The organism is Cellulomonas sp. NTE-D12 (genome assembly GCF_027923705.1).
Taxonomy (GTDB): Bacteria; Actinomycetota; Actinomycetes; order Actinomycetales; family Cellulomonadaceae; genus Cellulomonas.
In genome coordinates, this window is record NZ_AP026442.1 from 286,450 (window position 1) to 311,438 (window position 24,989).

Annotated in this window: 18 protein-coding genes; 11 read left to right on the plus strand and 7 right to left on the minus strand. The window is 73.9% G+C overall.

Annotation, left to right across the window (positions count from 1 at the left end):
- Positions 1-30 precede the first annotated feature (30 nt).
- Genes QMF98_RS01275 through QMF98_RS01325 form a run of 11 tightly spaced genes read left to right on the plus strand, consistent with a single transcriptional unit; the run spans position 31 to position 10,873 of the window.
- The gene (locus QMF98_RS01275) at positions 31-510 is read left to right on the plus strand and encodes a phage tail protein (RefSeq protein WP_337974290.1); all 480 of its coding nucleotides are present in this window, start codon (positions 31-33) and stop codon (positions 508-510) included.
- Positions 511-512: 2 nt separating this feature from the next.
- Positions 513-1,049, plus strand: a complete 537-nt coding sequence (locus tag QMF98_RS01280) for a hypothetical protein (protein WP_337974291.1) — start codon at positions 513-515, stop codon at positions 1,047-1,049.
- Between the two features lie 3 nt (positions 1,050-1,052).
- Entirely contained in the window at positions 1,053-1,232 is a 180-nt protein-coding gene (locus QMF98_RS01285; RefSeq protein WP_263732262.1) for a DUF6760 family protein, read from the plus strand.
- Positions 1,219-1,692, plus strand: coding sequence for a phage tail protein (locus QMF98_RS01290; protein WP_263732261.1), 474 nt, complete (start codon positions 1,219-1,221; stop codon positions 1,690-1,692). The genes QMF98_RS01285 and QMF98_RS01290 overlap by 14 nt, the downstream gene beginning before the upstream one ends.
- Complete coding sequence (locus QMF98_RS01295) at positions 1,689-4,934, plus strand: hypothetical protein (protein ID WP_337974292.1); 3,246 nt, start codon at positions 1,689-1,691, stop codon at positions 4,932-4,934. Before QMF98_RS01290 ends, QMF98_RS01295 begins: the two co-directional genes overlap by 4 nt.
- Complete coding sequence (locus tag QMF98_RS01300) at positions 4,934-5,590, plus strand: CIS tube protein (RefSeq protein WP_337974293.1); 657 nt, start codon at positions 4,934-4,936, stop codon at positions 5,588-5,590. Before QMF98_RS01295 ends, QMF98_RS01300 begins: the two co-directional genes overlap by 1 nt.
- Before the next feature lie 2 nt (positions 5,591-5,592).
- Positions 5,593-7,377 (plus strand): phage baseplate assembly protein V, encoded by a 1,785-nt coding sequence (locus QMF98_RS01305; RefSeq protein WP_337974294.1) that lies wholly within the window; start codon positions 5,593-5,595, stop codon positions 7,375-7,377.
- Positions 7,377-7,814, plus strand: coding sequence for a GPW/gp25 family protein (locus tag QMF98_RS01310; RefSeq protein ID WP_263731318.1), 438 nt, complete (start codon positions 7,377-7,379; stop codon positions 7,812-7,814). Before QMF98_RS01305 ends, QMF98_RS01310 begins: the two co-directional genes overlap by 1 nt.
- Positions 7,814-9,763: a putative baseplate assembly protein gene (locus QMF98_RS01315; protein WP_337974295.1), complete on the plus strand. Its 1,950-nt coding sequence runs from the start codon at positions 7,814-7,816 to the stop codon at positions 9,761-9,763. The genes QMF98_RS01310 and QMF98_RS01315 overlap by 1 nt, the downstream gene beginning before the upstream one ends.
- Positions 9,760-10,302, plus strand: coding sequence for a phage tail protein (locus QMF98_RS01320; RefSeq protein ID WP_337974296.1), 543 nt, complete (start codon positions 9,760-9,762; stop codon positions 10,300-10,302). The genes QMF98_RS01315 and QMF98_RS01320 overlap by 4 nt, the downstream gene beginning before the upstream one ends.
- Positions 10,295-10,873 (plus strand): hypothetical protein, encoded by a 579-nt coding sequence (locus tag QMF98_RS01325; protein WP_337974297.1) that lies wholly within the window; start codon positions 10,295-10,297, stop codon positions 10,871-10,873. Before QMF98_RS01320 ends, QMF98_RS01325 begins: the two co-directional genes overlap by 8 nt.
- A 47-nt stretch (positions 10,874-10,920) precedes the next feature.
- Here the strand turns inward: QMF98_RS01325 and QMF98_RS01330 are convergent, their stop codons facing one another.
- The 7 genes from QMF98_RS01330 to QMF98_RS01355 all read right to left on the minus strand — a co-directional run bounded on the left by QMF98_RS01330 (position 10,921) and on the right by QMF98_RS01355 (position 24,775).
- Positions 10,921-11,067, minus strand: coding sequence for a hypothetical protein (locus QMF98_RS01330; RefSeq protein WP_337974298.1), 147 nt, complete (start codon positions 11,065-11,067; stop codon positions 10,921-10,923).
- 419 nt (positions 11,068-11,486) lie between these two features.
- On the minus strand, positions 11,487-12,029 hold the full coding sequence (locus QMF98_RS16995; protein ID WP_490715633.1) for a MauE/DoxX family redox-associated membrane protein: 543 nt from the start codon (positions 12,027-12,029) through the stop codon (positions 11,487-11,489).
- Positions 12,026-12,385, minus strand: a complete 360-nt coding sequence (locus QMF98_RS01335) for a hypothetical protein (protein WP_337974299.1) — start codon at positions 12,383-12,385, stop codon at positions 12,026-12,028. The genes QMF98_RS16995 and QMF98_RS01335 overlap by 4 nt, the downstream gene beginning before the upstream one ends.
- Positions 12,386-13,169: 784 nt before the next feature.
- A complete protein-coding gene (locus QMF98_RS01340; protein ID WP_337974300.1) occupies positions 13,170-19,298 on the minus strand; it encodes a beta strand repeat-containing protein in 6,129 nt (2,042 codons plus the stop codon).
- A 15-nt stretch (positions 19,299-19,313) separates the two neighbouring features.
- On the minus strand, positions 19,314-21,905 hold the full coding sequence (locus QMF98_RS01345; protein WP_337974301.1) for a carboxypeptidase-like regulatory domain-containing protein: 2,592 nt from the start codon (positions 21,903-21,905) through the stop codon (positions 19,314-19,316).
- Position 21,906: 1 nt separating this feature from the next.
- Entirely contained in the window at positions 21,907-24,141 is a 2,235-nt protein-coding gene (locus QMF98_RS01350) for a carboxypeptidase regulatory-like domain-containing protein (RefSeq protein ID WP_337974302.1), read from the minus strand.
- A 7-nt stretch (positions 24,142-24,148) separates the two neighbouring features.
- Positions 24,149-24,775: a Pvc16 family protein gene (locus QMF98_RS01355; RefSeq protein ID WP_337974303.1), complete on the minus strand. Its 627-nt coding sequence runs from the start codon at positions 24,773-24,775 to the stop codon at positions 24,149-24,151.
- Positions 24,776-24,989 lie beyond the last annotated feature (214 nt).

A 24,989-nucleotide genomic window follows, 5' to 3' on the forward strand; every position in this document is an offset into this window, starting at 1 on the left:
GGAAACCGCACCCTGAGCCGAGGAGCCACCATGCCTGACGGGCTGTTCAAGACCGACCCGATCATCTCCCAGAACTTCTTCCTCGAGATCGACGGCGAGGTGGTCACGGCTCTGATGACCGTCGGCGGCCTCGACGTCGAGGTCTCCGTCGCCACCATCCAGCAGGCCGGCAAGGACGGGAAGCAGCAGCTGATCAAGACGCTCGGTGCGACCACCGCAGCGCCCGACCTCACGCTGACCCGGGTCGCCCCCGCCAAGATGGACGGCGACAAGCTCTGGGAGTGGTTCAACAACATCCGTGAGAAGGGCATCCTCAACAGCGACCGGAGCAACAACCGCAAGAACGGCTCCGTGGTGATGTACGACCACACGCACGAGGAGCTCGCGCGGTTCAACTTCTTCAACGGCTGGCCCAGCAAGATCTCCACGGACCAGCTCAGCGTGGACAGCTCGGACGCCGTGAAGGAGACGATCACCCTCACGATCGAGCGGCTCGCACGGGTCAAGTGACCATGCAGACCCGCTACGACTTCACGCTGCCGCGCGGCTACGTCGACGACAAGGGCGAGGTGCACCGCACCGGCACCATGCGGCTGGCGACGGCGCGCGACGAGCTGGAGCCGCTGCGGGACCCGACGATCGACGGTCCGGACGACCCGCGCCTGACGATCGTGGTGCTGGCGCGGGTGGTCGAGCGGCTCGGCACGCTCGAGCTGGTCACCCGGCACGAGATCGAGGGGCTGTTCGCCGCCGACCTCGCGTTCCTCCAGGACTTCTACGGGGTGATCAACTTCGGCAGCCAGGAGGAGTACGAGGAGCTGCTGGCGGCGCAGCGCGACGCCGAGGCGCCGGTGACCATGCCGGTGGTGCTGCCCGAGCAGGCGGCGGCGCCGGTGGTGGCCGCGGGTGCCGGGGCCGTGGGTGCCGGGGTTGCCGCAGGGGGCGACGGCGGCGCGGCCGCGGGGCTGCCCGTCGGGGTGGGGACGTCGGCGACGGTCACCTACGGGCGGCGGTCGGCGATCGAGGAGATCCCGTCCGACGGCCGGTGACCGATGCTGCGCTACCCGGCTGAGGCGCTCTGGCAGGAGATCGCCTACCTCGCCTACCACTTGCACTGGTCGATGGAGGACCTGCTCGACCTCGAGCACCTCGACCGCGTCCGGATGGTCCGGGCGGTCTCTGCCCTGAACGAACGAGCGTGGGAGGCGGTGCGGGACGGTGGCGGGATCTGACCGGACACCGCTCGGCGGTGACCCGTCGACCACCGGGTACTTCATCTTCGAGGTGGACGGCGTCGAGATCGGCACGTTCCGCGAGGTGCGCGGGCTGGAGCTGACGGTCGACGTGGAGACCTACGTCGAGGGCGGCCAGAACCAGTACGTGCACAAGCTTCCCGGCACGCTGCACTGGCCCAACCTGGTGTTCAGCCGCGGGATGGTGGAGAGCGACGCCCTGTTCACGTGGGTCGCCAACTCGTCGGGCGAGAACTTCGCCGCCAACGGCAACAAGGTGAAGCGCAGCACGGGCGCCGTGACGGCGATCAGCTACACCGGCGAGCGGCTGCGCGCCTGGGAGTTCGCCGACGTGTTCGCCGTGCGGTGGACCGGGCCGGAGTTCAACGTGGACAGCACCGGGCAGCTGGTGGAGCAGCTCGAGGTGGCGCACAACGGGTTCCGGGCGAAGACGTCGTGAGCGGTGCCGACGTCCTGAGCGGCGCGGCCGCTGCCGGTGCGGGCTCAGGGGGAGCGAGCGCCGGCTCGGCTGCGGGCCCGGCTGCGGCCGACGAGGTGAGCGCGCCGCTGTCGCCGTGGGCGCGGTACGGGCCTCCGGGGTCGCCGGGCCGGCAGCTGCGGCACGGGGCGATCGGCCAGGTCGCCGCGCGCTCGCTGCGGTTCGGCGCGGCGACCGGGCGGCCGCTGGCCGTGCGGCGCGCGATCGGCGTGCCGGCCAGCGTGCAGGCGAACGGCGCGGGGTTGGCGACCGTGCGGGCACCCCGCTGGTGGCGGCGGTCCGCGCGCGCGGTCGAGGCGACCGGTGTCGACGGCGGCACGGTCGCGGGGACGACGACGAGCCCGGTAGCCCCGACGACCGGGGCGGCTGCCGCGGTGAGCACCGCCGCCGAGCTGCCGGCGCGCGGGCTGCGCCGGGTGGTGCGCAGCGTGCCGACCGAGGACTCGCACAGCCCCGGCAGCCTGTCCGTCACCGCGGCGCCGCGCACGCTGCCGATGCGGCTGCCCGCCGAGGTGACCGCCGCCGGCGCGATGATCACCTCGCTCGACCGACGGCGTCGGACGGCGCCACCTCCACCCAGGGACGCCGGCGGGGCGCAGGTCGGTTCGCCGGGGAAGACCTCGGGGGCCGGCAGCGCGCCCGACCTGCCGCGTCGCGGCACGTCGGCCGGTTCCCCGCAGGCGGCCGTGCGGCGGGATGCCGAGCAGCGTGGGCCGGCGCGGCCGAGGCCGAGGCCGACGGAGAGCGCGGCTGCGGTGACCCGTGACGGTGCCGGTGCGGCGCGCCCTGCGGGGGCGTCGACGCCCGGGACGCCGGGACGGGCCACGCCGGTGAGCCGCTTCGTCCGACGACGGCTGGCTGCCAGCGAAGCGGCACGGGCGGCGGGTGACGCGCGGGCGGCCGGTGATGCGCGAGCCGCGGGCGGTGCCCGGGAGAGCCGCCGCGGCGCGGCCACGCTCGGCACGTCCTCGTCCACGCCCACGTCCACGCCGAAGCCCACGTCCACCTCCATGCCCGCGGCGCGCACGGCCGTGAGCGGCGAGGCCTCGGGGACGAGCCGTGCGTCGAACCTGACGGTTCGGCGGGTACCGCTGTCGCTCGCACCGCTCGGCGTGTCGCCGGACGGGTCCACGGCAGCGGCGGACGGTGTCCTCGGCGGACCGTTGCGGCGCGCGTTGGGCGCGCCGGTGCGGCTGCGACCCGCGGGTGCCGGGACGGTCGGAGCGCCGGTCGGCGGCGGACGCGTGCGGTCCGGTGCTGGTGCCCGTTCCGCCGGTCCGCGTCCGGACGCGCGTCCGACCAGCGGTGATACCTCTGGCGCGATGCGGGCTGCGGCGCCTCTGGCCTCGTCGGCCGTGACCCGCAGCGCTGGCGCTCCGGCACCGTTGGCTCAGCCCGCCGCCGTCAGGCCGACGAGTGCGCAGGCGACCGCAGCGCAGCCAGTGCCTGTGGCGCCGACCACCGTTCAGCGCACCGCAGACGTGCCGAGCCCTGCTCGGCCGACCACAGCCCCGCCGACCGCTGCCCAGCCGACCGCTGCCCCGCCGACCTCAGCCCAACCGGCCGCAGCTGTCGCCGCGCCGGCGCAGCCGAGCAGTGCTCCAACGGGTGCTGCGCAGTCGACCACCGCTCAACCCACCGCTCCGGTCGATGCCGATGCCCGGCCGTCCACCGCCCCGCCGGCGACCGGCCGGCAGACGGCTCCGCCGACCGCCACCGCCCCGTCGGCGGCCGACTCGAAGGCAAACGCGGCGGTCGACGCAGCCGGCGTCGCGGCCGGTGCCGGCGCGGACTCGGCGGGCCGCAGCGCGACGTCCGTCCCGGCACAGCGACTCGCCGCTCCGGATGCCGTCGTGCACCGGACGTCGCGGCGTGCACGACGGGCCGCGAGCGTGCGTCGGTACAGCGGGCTGCCGGTGGCGATCGACCGGCTGGCCGTCGGGCACGGCGCCGACGACGGGTTGCTCGGCGGCGCGGCCAGTGCCGGGCGCGCGGTGCGCAGCTGGGGAGCATCGGCCGTCGCTACCGCCCGCCACGCAGGAGCCCTGACCGCCGCGGGCGAGCGTGGCGTCGCGGCCGATGCGGGTCGCGGTGCTGCTGCCCTGACCGGTGGGACGTCGATCGCTGGTGAGATGTCGCTGCAGCGGGTCGCGCCGCGCGGCGTGCTGCCGGTGCCGACCGGGGCCGCGGCGCGGGCCGGCGAGCGGACGGACGGACGCCGCCTGGCACCGGTGCGGCGGGTCCAGGCCGCACCTGGGGGCCGCTCGTGGTCGCTCGGCATCGTCGGTCCGGACGGACTCGGCTCGCCCGCCTCGCCGGGCCGACCGGGCGGACCTCGTGCCCCGATGCGCCGACGAGCGGACCCCGCGGCAACGACCGTCCGCGCGCTCGTGGCCGCCGGAGGGCGACCGACGCCCGTGTCCGCACCTGCGCCGGGTGACGTCCGACGCAGCGCACGCGCGGCGCTGGGCGCAGCGGTGGCGGGCGCAGCGGGGCCCGTCGACCTCGCCGGATCGACAGCCGTCTCCCGCGGCTCCACGACGCTCACACCGCGCCGCAGCCCCGCCGCGGTGCTGAGCCTGCACCGCAGCGCCGCCGCGCCGGTGGAGCTGTCCCGGGTCGCCTCCGGCTTCGTCGTGCTGCCGCCGCGCACCACGGGCCTCGGTGGTCGACCGGGAGGGCCGCCGGAGCCGTCGTCGGCCCGCGCCGGCCGACGGCCGTCGGACCGCCCTGCGCCGTCCGGTCCTGCCGACGCTCTGCGTCGCTCGGTCTCCACCCCCGCACCGTCCACCGCGGGGATGCCAGCGGGGTCCGTCCCGGCGAGGCTCGCCGCCCTGGTCGCCGCCGAGGCCGCGGGTGCGTTCGAGAGCACCTCCGCCGGCCGCACCGGCTGGTCAGCCTCCGGAACGGCGTTCGCCACCGGCTCGGGCGGCCGCGCAGGCAGCCCCGGCGGCGGCACTGCTGGTCTCGCCGGCGTCCCGGGCGCCGCCACCGTCCTGCGCACCACCGAGGGAGCCGTCATGAGCCCGAGCGCCGCGGACCGGGTCAGCCGGTCCTGGTCCCCGCCCGAGGACCCGTCGCAGCCTGCGCTCTCGCCCGAGGTGATGGACGAGCTGGTCGACCGGGTGGTGGAGCGGCTGGAGGACCGCGTGGTCGAGGAGCTCGAGCGGCGCGGACGCCGCCGGATGCCGGGGGTGTTCTGATGGCCGCGACCGAGAAGGCGTTCCTGGAGATCGAGAGCGGCGAACGGCTGCCGTGCCTGTTCAACCCGGCGCAGCTGGCGATCACGCGCAGCAACAGCTGGGCGGGGGAGTCGATGCCGGGCCGGGGCGTGCCGCGGCTGCGCTACGCCGGTGCGCGGCCGGCGACGATGACCGTCGAGCTGTTCTTCGACACCACCAACGACGGCACGGCCGTCACGCGGTACACCGGCAAGATCCTCGGGCTGATGGAGGTGGACCCGTCGTTGCCGGGCGCCAACGACGCCACCCACAACGCCCGGCCGCCGTACGTGACGTTCCACTGGGGCGACCTGCACTCGTTCAAGGCCGTCATCGCCCACCTCGACCTGACGTTCACCTACTTCTCGTCGACCGGCGTCCCGCTGCGCGCCACGCTCGCGCTGGTGCTGCGCCAGTACGAGGAGTCGCACGCGTTCGGCCCCCAGAACCCGACCTCCGGCACGCCGCGCCCGCACCGCGTCCACCAGGTGCAGCCGGGCGAGACGCTGGACCGCATCGCCGCCCGGTACTACGGCGACGCGACCCGCTGGCGGACGCTCGCCGTGGCCAACGGCATCGAGGACCCGCTGTCGCTGCGTCCCGGCTCGAGGCTGTCCATCCCGCGGCTGGAGGTGTGAGCGTGTCCGTCGCCCCCCTCGCCTCCGACGGCATGGCGCTCGCCCCGGTGGTCGCCGCCGACGGCACCGACCTACCCGCCGCCTGGAGCAACGCCCTGGTCGAGCTGCGCGTGCGGCGTGCCGTCCGCACCATCGGGCGCTGCACGATGCGGTTCGTCGACCCCGGCTACACCCTCGCGCAGGCGAGCAAGCTCAAGGTCGGCACGCCGGTGCGAGTCACCGCGAAGGGCGTCGAGCAGGGTGCCACGGCGACGGTGGTGTTCCAGGGCAAGGTGACGTCCACCGGGGTGGAGCACCACGACGGGGGCCAGCCGGAGCTGCACGTCGTGGCGGAGGACCTGGCCTTCGAGATCAGCCGGTCGGCGCGGGCGGCGACGTTCCTCAACCTCACCGCCTCGCAGATCGTCGAGAAGGTGGTGCGCGCCGCCGGCGCGCGCCCGTCGGTGACGGCCACCTCCGCGGTGCTGGAGTACACGCTGCAGACCGACACCGACCTGGCCTTCGTCGACGAGCTGTGCCGGCGCAACGGGCTGGACTGGGAGATGGACGGCTCCACGTTCCGGGCGTGGGCCCTGCCGGACGGGACCGGGTCGGCAGCCGTGCGGCTCGCGGTGGGCGACAGCCTGCGGGACTTCTCCGCACGGGTGTACGCCGATGCGCCGAGCTCGGTGCGGGTGCGCGGCTGGGACCACCTGAAGAAGACCGCGGTGGTGGGCGACGCGCAGACCAGCCGGTCGGCGGTGCCGGACGGGCTGGGATCCCTGGCGCCGGCCTCCGGGCTGGCGACGGCGACCGTGCTGGACGCGCAGGCCGGGCCGGTGGACCAGTCGGACGCCGAGGTGCTGGCCAAGGCCGTCGGCCGGCTGAACGGCGCGGTGCTGGCCCGGGGACGCTGCGAGATCACGCCGACGCTGCGACCGGGGGTGCTGGTGCAGGTCCGCGACGGCGGTCCGTCCTCCGGCACGTACTACGTGCGCGAGGTGGAGCACACCTACCGGCCGGCCGGGTTCCACACCAGCTTCGTCGCGGGGGACCGGGAGCCGGGCACGCTCGTCGCACCCGCCGTCGCGACGGGGACCGGGTCGAGCTTCACGCACGACGGGCTGGTGGTGGGACTGGTCTCCGCCATCGACCAGGACCCGCAGGCGGCCGGCCGGGTCAAGGTGTCGCTGCCCGGCCTCGACAGCACCATCGAGTCGCAGTGGGCCCGGCTGGCGGTGCTCGGCGGCGGTGCCGACCGGGGGATGGTGTTCCTGCCCGAGGTCGGCGACGAGGTGCTGGTCGGCTTCGAGGGCGGCGACGTCCGCCGGCCCGTGGTGCTCGGCGGCCTGTTCGGCACCAAGGACAAGATCCCGGCCAGCCTGGTCGCCGACGGCGCGGTGGCGCACCGCACGCTGACGTCCCGGCTGGGTCACGTCGTCGAGCTGGCCGACGGGAGGGGCCCCGACACCCAGCACATCCGGCTCGCGCTCGCGGGCGGCGAGGCGCGGCTCCGGATCGGCAAGGACAAGGCCGACCTGACGCTGCCCGACGGGGTGCCGCTGACCATCGCCTCGGGCTCGTCGTCCATCAAGCTCGACGGCAACGGTGCCATCACGCTGTCCGGCACGACCATCTCCATCAAGGCGACCCAGGACCTCACGCTCGAGGGCGTCCAGGTGACGGCCAAGGGCACCGCGAAGGTGGCCGCCTCCGCCCCCGAGGTGGACCTCAAGGCCGACGGGACCGCCACGCTGCAGTCCTCGGGCATCACCGCCGTCAAGGGATCGATGGTGCAGATCAACTGATGAGCCTCTCGATCCCCGACCCCACGCAGGCCGTCCCCGACGCGTCGTTCATCGGGCGCGGGTTCAGCTGGCCCCTCGAGGTGGACCACCGCGGTGCGATCCGGCTGACCCAGGGCCCGGAGGACCTCGACCGGTCCATCCGCGTCGTGCTGCTGACCGCCCCCGGCGAGCGCGTCATGCGACCCCAGTTCGGCTGCCGCATCTGGGACCTGCTGTTCGAGCCGGTGAACGCCAACCTGCTCGGCCTGATCGCCGAGGCGGTGCGGGACGCCCTCGCCCAGTGGGAGCCGCGCGTCGAGGTGGAGGACGTCGAGCCGGTGCAGGACGAGGACGACGGCGGCCTGGTCCGCATCGCCATCCGCTACCGGGTCCGCGCGACGAACGACCGCCGCAACCTCGTCTACCCCTTCTACGTGATCCCGCGTGAGGACTCCTGATGCCGCCGATCCCCCCTCCGAACCTCGACGACCGGTCCTTCCAGGACATCGTCGACGAGACCAAGCGGCTGATCCCGCGGTTCACCCCCGAGTGGACCAACCACAACGTGTCCGACCCGGGCGTCGCGCTGATCGAGCTGTTCGCGTGGATGAGCGAGATGGTGCTGTTCCGGGTGAACCAGGTGCCCGAGCGGCTGTACGTGCACTTCCTCAACCTGGCCGGCATCGAGCCGTTCCCGCCGTCGGTGGCCCGCACGGACGTGACGTTCTGGCTCTCGGCACCGTCCGAGCGGCCGCTGACCATCCCGGCCGGCACCGAGGTGACCACGTCCACCAGCGCGCCCGACGCGATCGTGTTCTCCACCGAGCACGAGGCGGTGGTCAGCCCGCCGCGGATGATCGCGGCGCACTCGGCACGGGCGCGTGGCGAGCAGACGGTGGACGCCTGGGAGGACCTGACCTACCCCGGCAGCGCCGTGACGTGCTTCGTCTCCGACCCGCTCGAGCCTGGTGACGCGACCCTGTTCGGCTTTGCCGAGTCGCTCGCGGGCGCGGCGCTGCGGCTGACCGTCCAGGCGTCCGCGCAGGGGATCGGCGTCGACCCGACCAACCCGCCACTGGCGTGGGACGTGTGGACGGGTGAGGCGTGGACGCCGGTGCGCGTGCAGCAGGACACCACGGGCGGGCTGAACCGCGACGGGCAGATCGTGCTGCTGGTTCCGCAGGCGCACGCCTCGCTGATGCTTGCGGGCACGACGGCGTACTGGCTGCGCGTGCGGCTGGTGCGCCCGGCGCCCGGGCAGCCGACGTACCAGGCGTCACCGCGGCTGGAGTCGGTGCGGGCCGAGGTGGTGGGGCTGACGGTTCCGGCCGAGCACGCGATGACCGTCGGGCCGGAGAACCTCGGCCGGTCGGTCGGCGTGCCGGCGCAGCAGTTCCGCGTCGCCTCGGTGCCGGTGGCGGCGCGGCGCGACGGTGAGCACGTGCGCGTGGTGACGACGGCGGGCGCCGAGGACTGGACCGAGGTGCCCGACTTCTCCGAGTCCGGGCCGGCGGACCGGCACGTGGTGTGGGAGTCGTCCACCGGCGTGGTGCGGTTCGGGCCGCGCGTGCGGTACCCCGACGGGTCGGTGCGCCAGCACGGCGCCGTCCCGCCGGACGGTGCGCTGGTGCAGGTGACGGGCTACCGGCACGGCGGCGGCGCGGCCGGCAACGTCGGCGCCCGCACGCTGACCGAGCTGCGCTCCACCCTGCCCTTCGTCGCCAGCGTGGTGAACCTGGTGCCCGCGGCCGGCGGCGTCGACGCGGAGACGGTGGACGAGGCGAAGGTGCGCGGCCCGCTGTCGCTGCGCACCGGGCAGCGGGCCGTCACCGCGGGGGACTATGAGCGGCTGACCCGGGAGACGTCCGTCGAGGTGGCGCGTGCCCGCTGCCTGCCGGGTACGGCGACGGAGAACGGTGCCGTCCGGGTGCTCGTCGTGCCGCAGGTGCGCACCGACCCGCGCACCCACAAGATCGACGACTTCGCGCTGTCCGAGCCGCTGCTGCACGCGATCGCCGACGTGCTCGAGGAGCGCCGCTGCGTGGGCGTCGCCGTCGAGATCGGCACGCCCTTCTACCAGGGCGTCAGTGTGGCGGCCCTGGTCAGGGCGCTGCCGGGCCGACCGGTGGCCCTGGTGCGCCAGCGCGTGCTCGCCGTGGTGGACCGCTACGTCAACCCGCTGACCGGTGGGCCGTCCGGCAACGGGTGGCCGTTCGACCAGGACGTCACCGCAGCCGAGATCGCCCAGCTGCTCGAGGCGGTCGAGGGGGTGGAGCGGGTCGAGGAGGTGCAGCTGTTCGAGTACGACCTGCGCACCGGCCGGCGCCTGGGCAGCGGTCGCGACGTGCTGCACCCGGAGCCGCACACGCTGTTCCTGTCCGCCGAGCACCGGGTGGTGGTCCGATGAGCCGCGACACGTGGCTGCTGGACCAGCTGCCGGTCGGCATGGTCAGCGACGAGTTCTTCGCGCGGTTCGTCTCGATCTTCCAGGCCGAGGCCGGCACGCTGCTGGCGCACGGCGACAACCTGCCGCACCTGGCCGACCCCACGGTCGCGCCGGCGGCGATGGTGCGCTGGATGGCCGACTGGATCGGCCTGGACGGCATCGACCCGGACCTGCCGGAGCTGACCCAGCGGCGCCTGGTCACCACGGCCGCGCGCACCATGCGGCGGCGCGGGACGCCCGGCGCCCTGCAGAGCTTCCTCGAGCTGTTCAGCGGCGGCCCGGCGCTGGTGGAGGACGGCGGCGGTGTGTGGCGGGAGGGCGACGCGCCGGCCGACCACGCGTGGGTGGTGATGCACGTGCAGTCCGCCGGCGGGCTGGACGACGCCGACTTCGTCGCGCTGATCGCCGACCACGTGCCCGCGCACGTGCGCGCGCAGCTGTGGGTGGGCGACCGGGAGATCTGGTCCCAGGCGCGTGGCGAGGGAGGTCGACGTGGCTGAGCCCGTCCGCGTGCCCGCGTTCCAGGCGCCGACCGGGCCGCTGCGGCCGGAGACGGCGCCGACGGCCGTCGTCCGGACGTCTGCGCGTGCCGCGGCTGTCCCGGCGCCGGTGGCGGCTCCCGCGCCGGCCGAGGTGACCATCGTCTGCCCCGAGTGCGGCACGCCGTCCCCCGTCGCGCTCGCCCGGCGCGACGCCGACGACTTCTGCCCGACGTGCGACTACCCGCTGTTCTGGGCGCGCCCGCAGGACCGCACGGTGCCGCCGCAGGAGGGCCCCGACGACGCCCGACGGCGCTCGCCCGGCGCGTCCGGCGCGCTGCTGCTGGCCACCGTGCCGTGCCCGGTGTGCGAGGAGCTGAACCTGCCGTCCGCGGTGGTGTGCGTGCGGTGCGGGGCCGACATGGTGCCGCCGCCGCCGCCCGTTCCCGTGCCGCTGCCGGTGCCCGAGCCCGTGGTGGTGGTGCCCGTGGTGGTGCCGCGCGAGCAGCCGAAGGTGCGGTTCCCGTGGTGGTGGTACCTGGCGATGGCCGCGATCGGCGGCATCGCGTGGTGGGTCAGCACGCACTACTGATCCCGACCGCCCTCACGGTGGTCATGGATCCTTGATCCCTGCACTGTCTAGATCTCTGCCAAGGGCTCGATCTCCAGCTGGAAGCCGCGGGCAAGTCGGTTGCTGAGACATGCTCTGTGGGCGCCAAAGAACTGACGCGCCGGCGACTCGTCGACATGCAGCTCGAGCTCGACGTAGTTGATCCGCTCGGGCACGAGATCACAGAAGCAGCACGTGAGCAATCCACCTGAGCTGAGTGTCATGGCTCGATCCCCCAACGATCGTGTGAGAAGCGGGAGTCGTCCGGCCCATCGTGAACGTCCTCGATCTTCGGAGCGATCCCTTGTGCTCGCGCCGGCCCGTTCCGATGGCGCTGGCTGTGCCGGCGGGACGACCGTACGGCCATGAAGCTGCAGGGCGGTGTCCCGCACTTCCATCACGTCTGTGATGCCGCCCTTGCGGCCGGCGAAAGGGACCCCGTCACGGCGTGATCGTCAGCGTCACTCCCGCGCTGGTCGAGGCGGTCAGCGTCAGGGTTGGTAACCCACCCTTGGGAGAGTCGGTCGCCGGGTAGGCGCTGACTGCTCCTCGCTGGCACCCTGGGCGCGAGATGTCGAACACCGGGTCGTACCGATCAGTGAAGTCCTGCCACGGCGTCGCCGAGCATGACGCTGGATCGTCGAATAGCCCAGACCGTCAGCGGCAGGGCCCAGATTCCGAGCAAGACCAATTTGAACCAGCCCGGTATCGTCGCTGCGCCGACGCCCCAGACGAGGGCCGCCATGGCCATGACGAGGTTGGCCGTCGACCGTGCGTACGCAGAACCTTCCGGGGCGGCACTCCCGGCGCCTGCGCAAAGGCAAGGTTCGTTCGAGCGGGGACTACGTCTCGCGGCCGCGGCGTTGTACACCGCAAACGCGGTGAATAGCCCGGCCGACGCCCAGGCGATCAACCTTCCGGTGGGCACCAGGGCTGCGGCCCCCGCGAGCGCAACCTCGCCTACGCCTAGACATAGTGCTGCGAACACAACAGTCCGGTGAGGAAGGCGTGGCCAGAGCCTCGCAAGACCGTGTGCCGTACCCCGTAAGGTCGCGAGCTTAACCCAGCCCGTAGAAGAAAGTGTGAAGACAACATAGGCCGCGCAAGCTGAAGCCAGGCCGGTCGTCAACAACATCATGGAAGCTGCAGATTCGCGCGGGCGGCCGTCGCGGCGCGCGCCTCATCGGCGGTGGCGTACGTAATCTCGAATCGAACCCTTACTCTGGTAGTCGCCGGATCTCTCGCGCTCAAGTGCTCCAGCGAGACGGGGATCGTCGCAGATCGGGCAACGTCGGCAAGGTTCGAGTCGCCTATGGCGACAGAAGTTCGTCGCCAGTTCTCGCGCAGGTGCTGCGGTGGTTCGACGTGCCAGATGTACTTCCCACCCGTGCGCTCCAGGATGCTCGACAACGGGATGCCTGAGGAAGTTGGGTCGGCTTGAGGTCCGTCCGTAGGCGGTTCGACCTCTTCAACGACGATTTCGAACCGCGCCATGACTCCACCCTTCTAGCACCAGTCGTGATTCTAGCAGCAGCCGTCGATCTCGCTCCACTCACCACACTCCATTAAGCAAATGCTGCAGAACTTCCGATAGTAGCACCAGTAGTCGGGAGAATTGCACCAACAATTTATCAGCCTGATGTACGTGACATTACGATTGCAGTGGTAAGGCTCCGCTGCTGAGGCGGGCGCGGCGCCGATCGTGACGATCGCGAATGCGCCTAGGCCGAGCCCAGCGGCAACGCTCTTGACGAACTCGCGGCGCCCGATCGTGCGTTGTGGTGGCGCGTCTAACCTCGAAACGTCACCGGTTGGACCGATGTTGCGTTGCGACACGCGCATGCTGCCCCCTAATTGGCTGTAGCACCAGGCCGCGCGTCAAGTTACCGCCCTGCGGCAATGGGGGTCAATACGTCTCGCAGGTGCACGCTCGCCCTCCGGGCAAGGTCCAGTACTTGGACGACTGTGTGATACGCGCGACCAATTCCGACGACAATTCCACGAGTGGGGATTACCGTGCGCGGGTCCATGCCGGTCGCGGGATCGGGTCTAGTCGACTCCCGGGGTCTTCCTGAGTTGCCCGCGGGGCCCAACGCCGGGTTCCGCTTGCTCGCCCGGGTCTTCGCCAGCCCTACCGGCCTCTGGACGCTCAAGGGCGGCGCCGTGCTCGGACTCCGGTGGACCGCCTCAGAGATGAGCTGGCGGGCCGCTACGCGATGAGGCCCTCGCCCTCGCCCCTGGACGTGCGCGCCAAAGGGCGGGGCGCCGCGCACCGCCGTCACGGCGTGATCGTCAGCGTCACCCCCGCGCTGGTCGAGGCGGTTAGCGTCGCCGTCTGCGCGTAGGTCGCCGTCAGCGTCGACGTGCCGGCGGTCCACGTCGACGTCGTCGTGCCCGGCACCGTCAGCGTCGCGGTCCCGTTGCTCACCGTCGCGGTGCCCAGGCTGGTGCCGTCCCGGCTGAACGTCACCGTCCCCGCGCCCACCGTCCCCGTGCCGCCGGTCACCGTGGCGGTCAGCACGATCGGCTGGGCGGTGCCCGCCTTGAACGTGCTGGTGTCGGAGGCGAGCGTCGTCGTGCTCGCGTACCGCACGGTCACGGCGACGCCGGTGGAGGTCGACGACGCGAAGGTCGCCGTCCCGTTGAACTGCGCGGTGAACGTGGTGCTGCCGCCGGCCCAGCCGGTGGTGCTGGGCGTCAGGACGGCCGTCCGGGTGCCGCCGCTGCTCGACACGGTGACGTCACCGAGCGAGACGCCGTCCCGGAAGAACGTGACCGTGCCGCCGGTGAGCCCGGAGGCGCTGCCCGAGGCCGGGCTGACCGTCGCCGTCAGGGTCAGGGTGTCGCCGGGGGAGATGGTGGTGGGCGACACGGCGAGCGTGGTGGTGCTCGCGGACTTGGAGAGCGTGAAGGCTGTGGTCACCTCGGACACGCTGGGGTCGGTGGTGCTCACTGACGCGGTGCTCGGCGACACCTGCCAGCCCGTCACGCTGGGCGTCACGGTGTAGTTGGACGTCCGGTCGACGTAGATCACCTCGGCACCCGTGTCGATGCCGGCGGTGCCGGAGTAGACGGTGGTCCCGGAGGCGGTGCCGTTGCTGCGCGTGATGACGAAGGGCATGGACGGCGCGCCCGACGTGGCGGAGGTCGCCGTCACCCGGACCCGCAGCTCGTCGACCGTCACCGTCACGGCCGTGTCCGTGGCCGCCACCGCGGCGGTGTACGTGCCGACGTGGCCCGCGGGGCCCGACACCGTCGCGGTCCAGGCGCCGGGTGGCACCTGGTTGAACGTCGTCGCGAACGTGGTGGTCCCGGTGCGTACCGCCGGCTGCGCCGCGAGCGCGAGGCCGCCGGACGGCGGGTTCGGCACCAACGACACCAGTGCGCCGGTCAGGTCGAAGCCCTCCGGCGACGTCACCGTCACCGTCACCTGCCGGGACACCGTGTACAGCACGATGTCCGCCGAGTAGAGCTGCCCGCCGCTCAGCGTGACCGACCTGGTGGTGGACCCGTACCCGGCCGCCGCGAACGCCAGCGAGTACGAGCCGTCCGCGATGCCGGTCAGGGTGAACGCACCGGACGCCGTGGTGGTCTGCTTCAGCACCGTCCCGCCGGAGTCCTTCAGCTGCACCGTCGCGCCGTCCAGCGCCACGGGCGCGGCCGCCCCCGCCTGCCCGGAGACGGTCCCCGTCACGGTGTTGCTGCGCACCGCGATCGGCAGGCTGAGGATGGTCGGCTCACCCGCGGCCAGCGTGATGTTGACGGTCAGCGGGGCGAACCCGCCGCCGTTGATCGCCACGGTGTACGTGCCGGGGTCGTTGCCGGTGAACACGTACAGGCCGCCGGTCGGGGCCGGCACCGGGCACGTGGTCGACGTGGACGTGGTGCAGTCCTGCGTCTTGGTGCCGTCCACCCCGATCAGCGCCACGTCCAGGGCGTTCACGGCGGTGGACGTCGGGTCGGAGGGGTCGTAGATCGTCAGCCGCAGGTCCACCGGGTTGGCCTTGAGGAGCAGGTCCTGGGTGACGTCCGCACCGGCGCCGACCGTCACGGTCACCGACGTGGCGCCGCTGGCGAAGCTGTAGCCGGCCGCGAGCACCGTGATGTTCCACGTGCCGGCGGACAGGCCCTGCGTGGTGGTGGTGCCGGTGACCCGGTAGACGCCCGCGGCGTCGCTGGTGGCCGTGAACGTCTGCCCGCCGGCCTGCGCGGCGCGCACCAGCACGCCGGCCAGCGTCGCGGTGACGCCGCTGGACCGTTGCACGGACACCGTGCCGCCGATCGAGCCGAGCTTGGTCACGGTCACCGGGATCGGGTCCACCTGCCCGGCGGCGACCGTCACCGAGAACGTGTCGAACTGGAAGCCCGCGGCCTGCACCAGCACCTGGTACGTCCCGCTCGGCAGCTGCCCGAACGACACCGAATTGGTACCGGGGATCGCCGTCAGCGTCACGTTGGCCGATCCGGGGCGGATCAGCGTGACCACCGGGTCCTGGACGGGGGTGCCGGGTGCGGCGCCGGTCACCACGGCCACCGTGAGGTTCCCGTAGCGCGGCAGGTCGAAGGCGACGGTCGGGTACGCGGTGGGCAGCACCGGGACGGTGAACGTCAGCGTCCGGGAGTCGAAGCCGGGCAGCGAGGCCGTCACGCGGTAGGTGCCCGGCCGCACCAGGGTGCCGCCGGCGGGGTCGGTGGGCTGCGACGGGTCCGACCAGACGAGCGTGCCGGACCCCGCGGTGCCGGAGGCGACCGCCTGCAGCCCGGCGTTGCTCGCCCCGGGCGGACCCTGCACCACCGTGAACGTGGTGCTGGCCAGCTCCGCGTCGGTCGGCGCGGGCGCGCCGGTGAACGTGATGGTGCCGTCGAAGTGCCGGCCCGTCGGCTCCAGCACCAGCGGGGACGTCAGGTCGGCGATGGTGATGTTCGACCTGATCAGCGTGCGGTACGGCGCCGGCGTGCCGGTGTACGACACCGTCACGTCGAGCTGGTCGGTCACCACGGGGAAGTACACCTGGGACGACGACGTCACGTCCGCCGGGCTGGCCACCACCTGGAACGTGCCGTCCGCGGCGGTGGTCACCTGCACCGAGGTGGTGACGGGCACCAGCCCCGAGTACCCGGTCACGCCGGTCAGCTGCACGGTGGCACCGCCCACCGGGCTGAACGCCGACGAGGTCAGCTGCGTGACCACCGTGCCGCCGAACGCGTTGCGCGGGCGCGTCAGCACCACCTGCGTGGCGATCTCCTGGTTGGTGCCCACCGTCAGCACGGGCGACGAGGCCTTGAGCTGCACGGCCGACGTCGCACCCGGCGGGACGGTGGTCCACGTGACGTCGAAGCGGTAGGAGCCCGCAGGCAGGTGCGTCACGGTCACCTGGCCGTCCGCGCCCGTGGTCCACGGCGTGGTCGGCGGCGTGTAGGTGCCCGACGAGACGCGGACGGCGGTGACGACGGCGCCGGGCGCCGGCACCAGCGACGACGTGCCGCTGTCGGACAGGACGCTCACGGCGACGCGGGCGAGCCGGTCCAGCGTCGCGTCGTACCGGCGCACGTCGCCGGGGCTCAGCACGATCGACACCGGGGCGACCGGCAGGTACTCGCTGTCGCCCGGCTGCACCGACACGTCGAACTGGCCGCTGCCCAGGCGCTCGAGCGCGTACGAGCCGTCGGGCTTGGTGCCCGCGCACTTGGCGCCGCCGGTGATGGTGCAGGTGATCGAGCCGTCGGGTGCGGTGGAGACGGCACACGGACCGAGCGGCGTGGTGGAGCCGGTGGGCCGGGCGATCACGCACGTGCCGGCGGGCACGGCGCCGACCCGCGTGAGGATGGTGCCGACGACGGACGGCGACGGGTACAGCGCCACCTGGGCCGCCTCGACGGTCTGCCCCATCGGCACCTTGACCTTGACCGTGCCGGGCTCGTAGCCGGGGACGGACACGGTCAGCGTGTACAGGCCGGGGAGCAGGCCCGTGTCGCCCGGTGCCGGGATCACGTACTCGAGGTCCGGTGCCGAGGTGACGGTGATGGTGCGGGTGGACCCGTCGGCCGCCGGCGCCGTCATCGTCACCGTGATCTGGCAGACCTCGGGCTTGCCGCTCGGGTCGAGGCCCAGGTTGGTGCAGGTGATCTGGCCGTTGGTGCGGGCGTCGGACACCCGTCCCTTGATCACGGAGGTGGACAGCAGCCCGGAGCCGGGGATCGGCGTCATCTCCAGGTCGGCCGTGGCGGCCGAGCCGGCGACGACGGTGACGGGGGCGAACGCCGCGAGGTGGCCGAACAGGTCCGCCGAGAGGACGTAGGTGCCGGGTGCGATGCCGTTGAACCGGAAGGTGCCGTCGGCGTCCGACGTGCTCATCGTCTTGTAGGTGTTCACGCCGTCGGTCAGCTTCAGCCCGACGCCGCCCAGCCCCGTCCCGCTCGGCTCGCGCACCGTGCCCTGCACCACGCCGGTGGACAGGTCGAGTCGCACGTCCAGCCGTGCCGCCGACGAGCCCGTGCCGAGCGTCAGCTGCGTGGTCTGCGAGGCGTAGCCAGGACCGCTGACCGTCACCGTGTAGGTGGACGGCACCGGCAGGTCGGCCAGCACGAAGGTGCCGACCTGGCCGGAGGTGACCGTCGACGCCGTGCGGGTGGTGGTGCCGTCCGTCGCCGTGACGGTCAGGCCGCCGACGCCGCCGATCGCGCCCAGCGCGTCCGGACCGGTCACCGTCCCGGCCAGCGAGGCGACTCCGTGCGACAGCGTCAGGTCGACCACCGAGCTGCCGCCCGGGCCCAGCGAGACCAGGCTCGACTGGGCGCCGTACCGGGTGGCCGCGGCCGTGACCAGGTAGGTGCTGGGCGTCGACAGGCCGGTGACCGACCAGGAGCCGACGTTCCCCTGCGTCGCGCTGCTGGTGGTCACCACGTTGGTGCCGTCGGTGATGGTGACGGCCACACCGCCCAGGGGACCGTCGGGGCCGGTGATGTGCCCGGAGAGCTGACCGGCACCGGCGACCATCGTCACCTTGAGGGGGTTGGCCGCCGCCTGCGCACCGGTCAGCTCGAAGCGCTGGGTCTGGAAGCCCGGCTTGGAGATGGTGACCAGGTAGTTCGACTGCGCCGCCATGCCGGCGAACGCCCACGTGCCGTCGTTGAGGGACGAGGTGGTGCGGGCGCCGTCGGCGGGGCCGACAGCCTGCAGCGCGAGCGCGCCGGCGGCGACCTTGCCGAGGTCGGAGCGGTCGACGGGGGCGGACGCAAGGACGGGCGCGGCGACGACGTTGGAGACGGTGCGGGAGACGGCGTCGCTGGCGGTCTGCGCGCTGCCCTCGGCTGTGGTGGAGGAGCTGCCGGAAGAGGAGCCGCCGGACGCCGTGCCCGACGAGGCTCCGCCCGCCGGTGCCGTGGCACCGGCCGCAGCCGGCCCGCTGTCGCCGATCAGCAGGCTGGCCGGCACCACCTCGACGCGGAAGCCGGACGGGTCCGCCGCCGTGACGATCCCGCCGATGCGGACCCCCGTCGTCGCAGCGCCGCCGCCCGACCCGCCGGCCGCACCCCCACCGGCCTTCCCGGGTGCCGCCGTGCCGCCCGTCCCGCCGGTGCCCGCCGGTGCCGGCGCCACCGCGGCCTGCCCGGCCGTCGTCGCCGACTGGCTGGCCCGGTGCGACAGCCACGGCAGCCCGACGGCCACACCGGCCACCCACAGCGCCAGCACGGCGACCATCCCCACGCCGCGCAGCACCCCGGAGGACAGCAGCGGCCGCGCCGTCAGCACCGCCTGGGTGTGCGCGGGTGCCTGGTCGCCGTGCGCGGTGACCGAGTACGCGGTGCGGGTGCGGGGCCCGACCAACCGGGGCCGGTGCACCGCCACGCGAGCCGGCAGGCGCACGGTCGCGTGCGCCGGCACGCTGACCACCTGGCTCTGCAGCTGCACGCGCAGCTGGTCCGACGCGGCGGCGTCCACCAGCACGTCCGCCGGCCGGTCACCGGTGTTGCTCAGCACCACCGCGACCCGGCGCGCCCGGACGGCGGTCGCCTCGGCCGGCTCGACGGCCAGCACCACGGTGCTCGGCGCGTCCACCACCAGGGCGGTGTCCACCATCGTGACGCCGTCACCGGCGCCGGTCGGCACCTGCGACTGCACCGCGAGCGCGTACGGGTACGTGCCGGGCAGGGCACCGCGGGCGATGCCGATGGCGACGTCCGTCGACGCGGTGGCGTCTGCCGGGACACCGACCAGGCGTGCAGCCCGGGGACGCCAGGCGCCGTCCAGCCCGATGGCGGACACGGTGATGTCACGCGGACCGTCGGCCAGGTTGCGCACGTGCACGCGGACGGTGGCCTCACGGCCCGCGGGCGCGTGCGCGCCCGGCTCGACCGCCACGCTGACGGTCGGCCTGCTCGGGTTCTGTGCGCTCTGTGCACTCATGGGGCGGGTGGTCCCTCAGGGGATCGGGATGTCGAGCACCAGCTGCTGGCTGGGGTTCAACGTGGTCGGTGGGGACGTGGCGGCAGCGGCCGCATTGGCGGACAGCTGCACCTCGAGCAGGTAGAACTGCGGCGCGTCGACGTCGGTGAACGAGTAGTGGCCGTTGCCGTCGGTGGTGGCCGTCGCCACGGGCGGCGCCGCGGTGCCGTACTGCGAGGCCAGGTACAGCGACACGATCGCGCCGACGGTGGGCGTGCCGCGCTGGCTGACCACGCCGCTGATCGCGGCGGGGGAGACCAGCACGGGGGAGAGCCGCTGCACCTGACCGGCGGCGAGGGTGACGATGGTCGAGGTGGGCTGCGTGCCCTTGCGGCTGAACGTCACGGTGTACGTGCCCGGCGGCAGGCCCTGCATGGCGAACGTGCCGACGCTGCCGGCGGGGGTGGACGCCGACGTGACGGTGAACTGGGCCTGCCCGGAGCTGGCGCTGATCTGCACGTTGCCCGCGGGTGTCGCCGTGCCGCCGCCGGCCGGGCTCTGCGTGACGGTGCCGACGATCTGCGCCGTGGCCGGCCGCATCGTCACGTCCACCGCGGTCGCGCTCGCGGCCCCGGCCGTCACCGTGCCGAACCCGTCCACGCTGACCGACAGCACCTGCGACTCCAGGTCGGAGCGGGAGAACGTCACCGTGTAGGTGCTGGGGATGTGCAGCCCGGAGATCGCCCACGAGCCGACCGGTGCACCGCTCTGCGTCACCGTCTGGCGGGTGTCGCCGCCGTCGGTGACCGTCACCGTGACCCCGCCGGTTCCGTCGGGCGTCGTGGCGGTGCCGGACAGGGTGCCCGCAGCGGCGCCCAGCGTGACGGCCACGCCGGTGAGCGTCTGGGCGGCGCCGAGGTTGAGGTTGAGGGTGGCGGGTGCGAAGCCGGGCGCGCTGACGACCACGGTGAACGTGCCCGGCGTCGGCAGGCCGCGCAGCGTGAACCCGCCGGGGGTGTCCTGCGTCAGCGTGACGGTGCGGACGGTCACCTGCCCGAACGTGGCGACCACGGTCGCCCCCGGCACCGGCCCGCCGGCGCCGGACACCACGCCGCTGATCGCCCCGTCGCCGTCCAGCAGCTGCACCTGGATGCCCGTCCGGTCCTCGCCGGCGGCGACGTCGAGGCGCTGCACCTGGGTGCTGTAGCCCGTCTTCGTCGTCACCAGGTCGTACACCGCCGGGGACGGCACCTGGTCCAGCACGAAGGTGCCGTCCGCCCCCACCGGGACGCTGCGCACCACCGCGCCGGACGTCGCACCCGCCGGCGCCTCCCCGGGTGGCGGCGTCACCTTGCCGGCCAGCGGCGCGGTGTCCAGCGGCAGCTCCAGCCGCACCACGGCACCGGCCAGGTCGGTGCCGGTCACCGTCCCGGACACCGTCGCCGGCACGCCGCCCACCACCGCGACCAGGTCGGTCACGTCCTGCCCGGCCGCCAGCGGCACCAGCTGCGCCTTCGCCTGCGCCGAGGCCGCCGGGTACCAGACCTCGCTGAACCCGGCGGCGCGGAACCGCAGCAGGTACGAGCCGGCGGGCAGCGAGCCGATGTGGAACGCCCCGGCCGAGTCGGTCGCCGTGCTGGCCACCGGCGTGGTGGCGTCCGCCTGGTCGAACGCGTCCACGGACACCGCCGCGACCCCGTCGCCGGTCGACAGCAGCCGCACCTGACCGCCGAGGGCGGACGTGCCGGTGGTCGTCTTCTGGTCCCGGGCCTGCGCCACCTGCAGCGCGACGTCCCGGTCGGCCGCCGACCGCTGCACCACGCCGCCCAGCGCGGTGGTGATCACGGCCGCGAACAGGGAGATCGCCACCACCAGGCCGACCATCGCCAGCAGCCCGCGGCCCAGCAGCGGCTTCTGCACGAAGACGCCGACGGCCGCCGGCGGGGAGGCGGGGCGCCGGCCGAGCGGGTCGGCACCGTCCCGGGCGGCCCGCTCGACGGCCGCCGCCACGTCCCACGTGCCGAGCTGCGCCGGCAGCGGCGGGCGCTCGGCCAGCCGCAGCTCGAACGACCGCGGCTCCGGCGAGCCGACCAGCGGCCGCTTCGCCGTCGTCCGCAGCTGCGTCACCAGCCGCTCGCCGGGGCTGAGGTGGAACTCGGGTGGGTCGAAGGTGAACCGGACGGCCTTCTCCGGGTCGCTGCCGACGACCGCGCCGTCCACCGCGGTGTTGCCGTTGTTCTCCACGGCCACCGCGAACGCCGCCGACCGTCCGCCGGTCGCCACCGTCGGCTCCAGGCTGACGTCCACCCGCGGCGCGCCCGCGACGTCGATCACCAGCTCCTCGACGCCGGTGCGCCCCGGGCCGGTCAGCTCGCGCACCTGCACGGCCATCCGCCGCTCACCGGCCGGCAGCTCTGCGGGGAGGTCGAGCGTCAGCGTCAGCGTGGTGCTCTCGCCGGGGAACAGCGTCGGCTCGGCGGTGTCCGTGCGGACCCAGGCCGGGTCGACGCCGAGGCAGCGCAAGGAGTACCCGCTGATCACGTCGTCCGTGTTGGTGATGGTCACCAGCACGGTGCTCGGGGCGCCGGCGACGGCGCTGAGGCGGCGCGGGGCCAGGTCGACGCGCATGTCAGCCCGCCCCGGGCAGGCTCAGGTCCTGCGACACGGTGCCGCCGGCGGTCACGCCGACCACGGCCGTGCTGACCACGACACCGCCCTGGGACACGCTGACCGAGTAGGACCCGGGCGGCAGCTGGACGAACGAGTAGTACCCGGCCGGAGTGCCGGCGGCGGCCGTCGACGTCGTGGTCCAGCTGTGCTGCCCGTCTGTCGCCACCACGCTGACGCCGGCCGTGCCGACGGTCCCGGTGCGGACCACGCCCTGCACCGTCCCCCAGGACGGGCGCAGCGTGACGCTGACGGGCGCGGCGACGCCTGTGGACAGGTCCACCGCGACGCTCTGCGACGTGTACCCGGCGAGCGTGACGGTCAGCGTGTACAGGCCCGGCTTGAGCCCGGCCAGCGTGAACGAGCCGACGGTGCCGGTGGTCAGCGAGGTGGCGCTCACGGCGGTGGGACCGCCGGTCGCCGTGACGGTCGCCCGGCCCAGACCGCTGCCGTCCGGCGCCAGCACCCGGCCGGTGACGGTGCCCGCGCCTCCCGTCAGCGCGACCGCGAGGCCCGTCTTGGACTGGCCGGCGGTCAGGTCGACCACGACGGTCGAGGGCGTGTAGCCCGGTGCGGTGAACGTGACCACGTAGGTGCCGGGGGTCGGCAGGTTGGGGATGACGAACGTGCCGACGGCCCCGACGGTCGGGGTGCCGACGACGATCGGGTTGCTGCCGTCCGCCGTGGTGACCGTGACACCGCCGAGCGGAGCCTTGCCGTCCGTCACCGTCCCGGAGATCTGGCCCGTGCCGGCGCGCAGCGTGACGTTCGGCGCGAACCGCTGCTGCCCGCCGGTGACCGTCTCGGTGATGGTGGTCGGCTGGTAGCCGGGGGCCGTGAAGCTCAGCTCGTAGGTGCCGGGTGCCACCACGTTCGGCAGCGCGTACGTGCCGTCGGGGGCCGCGGTCACGGTGCGGGTGAGGGTCGCGTCGTCGCGCGCCCAGGTCGCCCGGGCGACGACGGTGGTGACGACGGGTGCGGTGACCACCCCGACGTCCACCTTGCCGCTGATCTGCGCGGGCGCGCCGGTGACCGTGAGGTTGACGCCGCTGGTCACCGTCTGGGCCACGGCGTTCACCGAGGTGGCCCCGGACGCGTCGCCCGCCGCCGGGTACCAGACGGTGGTGTACCCGTCCGCCCGCACGCTGACCAGGTACGCCCCGGGGAACAGGCCCGCGATCGCGTAGCTGCCGTCCTGCTGGGTGGCCGCCGAGCCGACCAGCACCGGGCCGTTGGCGGTGGACCGCCACGCCTCGACGGTCAGCCGTCCCACGCCCTGCTGGTCGCTGGCCGCGGTCACCGTGCCGGCCACCGTGCCGCCGACGCCCGCCGGCAGCACCCCGTCACGCGGCACCGCACCGGCCGGTGCGCCGCCGTCGCCCGCACCCGCGGCCGCCGCACCGGTGCCGCCGGCCGCCGTCACGGCCGTGGCGGCGAAGAACGACGCCGGCGCCACCTTGGTGAACGGGTCCGCGCCCAGCACAGCACCCACGCCGAGCAGGAACATCGTCGCCCAGGCCGCGAGGATCGCCGCCAGCACCAGCAGGGTCAGCACGCCGGCGCTGAACCGGGAACGCTGCCGCAGCACCAGGGGCAGCACCTGGTGCTGGTCGAGCGCGGTGCCCTCCACCTGCAGCGCCCGCTCGCGGTCGGGGCCGAGCAGCTGCCGCGGACCCTGCACCCGCACCGCGCACGTGGCGGTCGCCCCCGGCGCGAGGCTGAGCGTGGACGGCGTCAGCGTCGCCGCCAGGCTCCGGTCGCTGTCCGTCGCACGCAGCGCGACGTCGAGCGGCACGTTGCCGCGGTTGGCCACCTGCACCTCGAACGTCGCCCGGCGGCGCGCCCGGATGGTCGTCGGCGCCGCGCTCAGGGCCAGCTCGGGCCGCGTGGCCACCACCACGTCGACGTCGTGGTGCGCCGCGCCCGCCGTGCCCGCCTCGCCGGTCACCTGCACCGTGATCGGGTGCGTGCCGGCCGGGAAGCTGCTCGGCAGGTCCAGCCGCACCACCAGCTGCCCGGTGGCGTCCGGGAACAGGGCCAGCACCGACGGCCGGGACGACGTGTGCTCGGCCGGCAGGCCCAGCACCTGGGCGCTGACGCCGTCGATCACCGTGCCGGTGTTCACCACGTCGATCGGGATCTCGCCGGACCCGCCCGGGGGGACCTCGAGGACGTCGACACCGCTGAGGACGCGCACGGTCAGGTCACGCCCTGCGGTCGAGGACGGCCGGGCGCAGCGGGGTCGTGGTCGCCTCGACCGACGTGACGGCCGGGGCGGCGAGCTGCCACGGGTAGGCGTCGGCGGCGACCGTGGCCAGCAGCGTGAACGACGCCTTGAGGGTGCCGCCCAACCCCGACCACAGCTCCCGCGGCCGGTTCAGCTCGTCCACCGCGAGGCTCAGCTGCACGCTGGACTCCAGGGGCACGGCGAGGTGCTCGACGGGCAGCACCTGCTGCGCCACCAGCCGCGTCAGCACGTCCCCGAGCAGCTGGTGCTCGTCCCGCGTGCTCCCCGCCCACGCGCTGACCAGGTACGACAGCTGCACCATCGGCAGCGGCGCCCGGTGCTCGGCGCGCCCGTCGGGTCCCGGCCGCGAGGCGGCGGGCCGCGGCGGCACCGGGCTGCGGGCGACGTTGTAGAGGAACAGGCTCACGGTGATCCGGTTGACCTGCGCGGCCCAGGTGGACGACGGCGCCTCGAAGGAGATGTCGCCCGTCTCCGGGGTGAGCGGGAGGGCGGAGCGCAGGTAGCTCTCGAGCCCGTCCTCGACTGCGGGGATGAGGATGGCGGGCTCCCTTCTGCTCGACGTGCCGCCCGTGGGCCCGGTCACCGGCCCAGCAGCCGTCGCACGCCAGCAGCCGTCGCATGCCAGCAGCCATCGCACGCCGGAGAGGCGTTGCCGATGCTAGGAACCGGGCGGAACGGCCAACATCGGTAATCGCTACCGAAGTTGCCTCCCAGCCCTCGACCGTGCGCACGCGCCGCGGTCAGACTCGGAGCGGTCCGGCCGGTCGACCCGCACCGGCGGTGCCGGCAGCCCACCG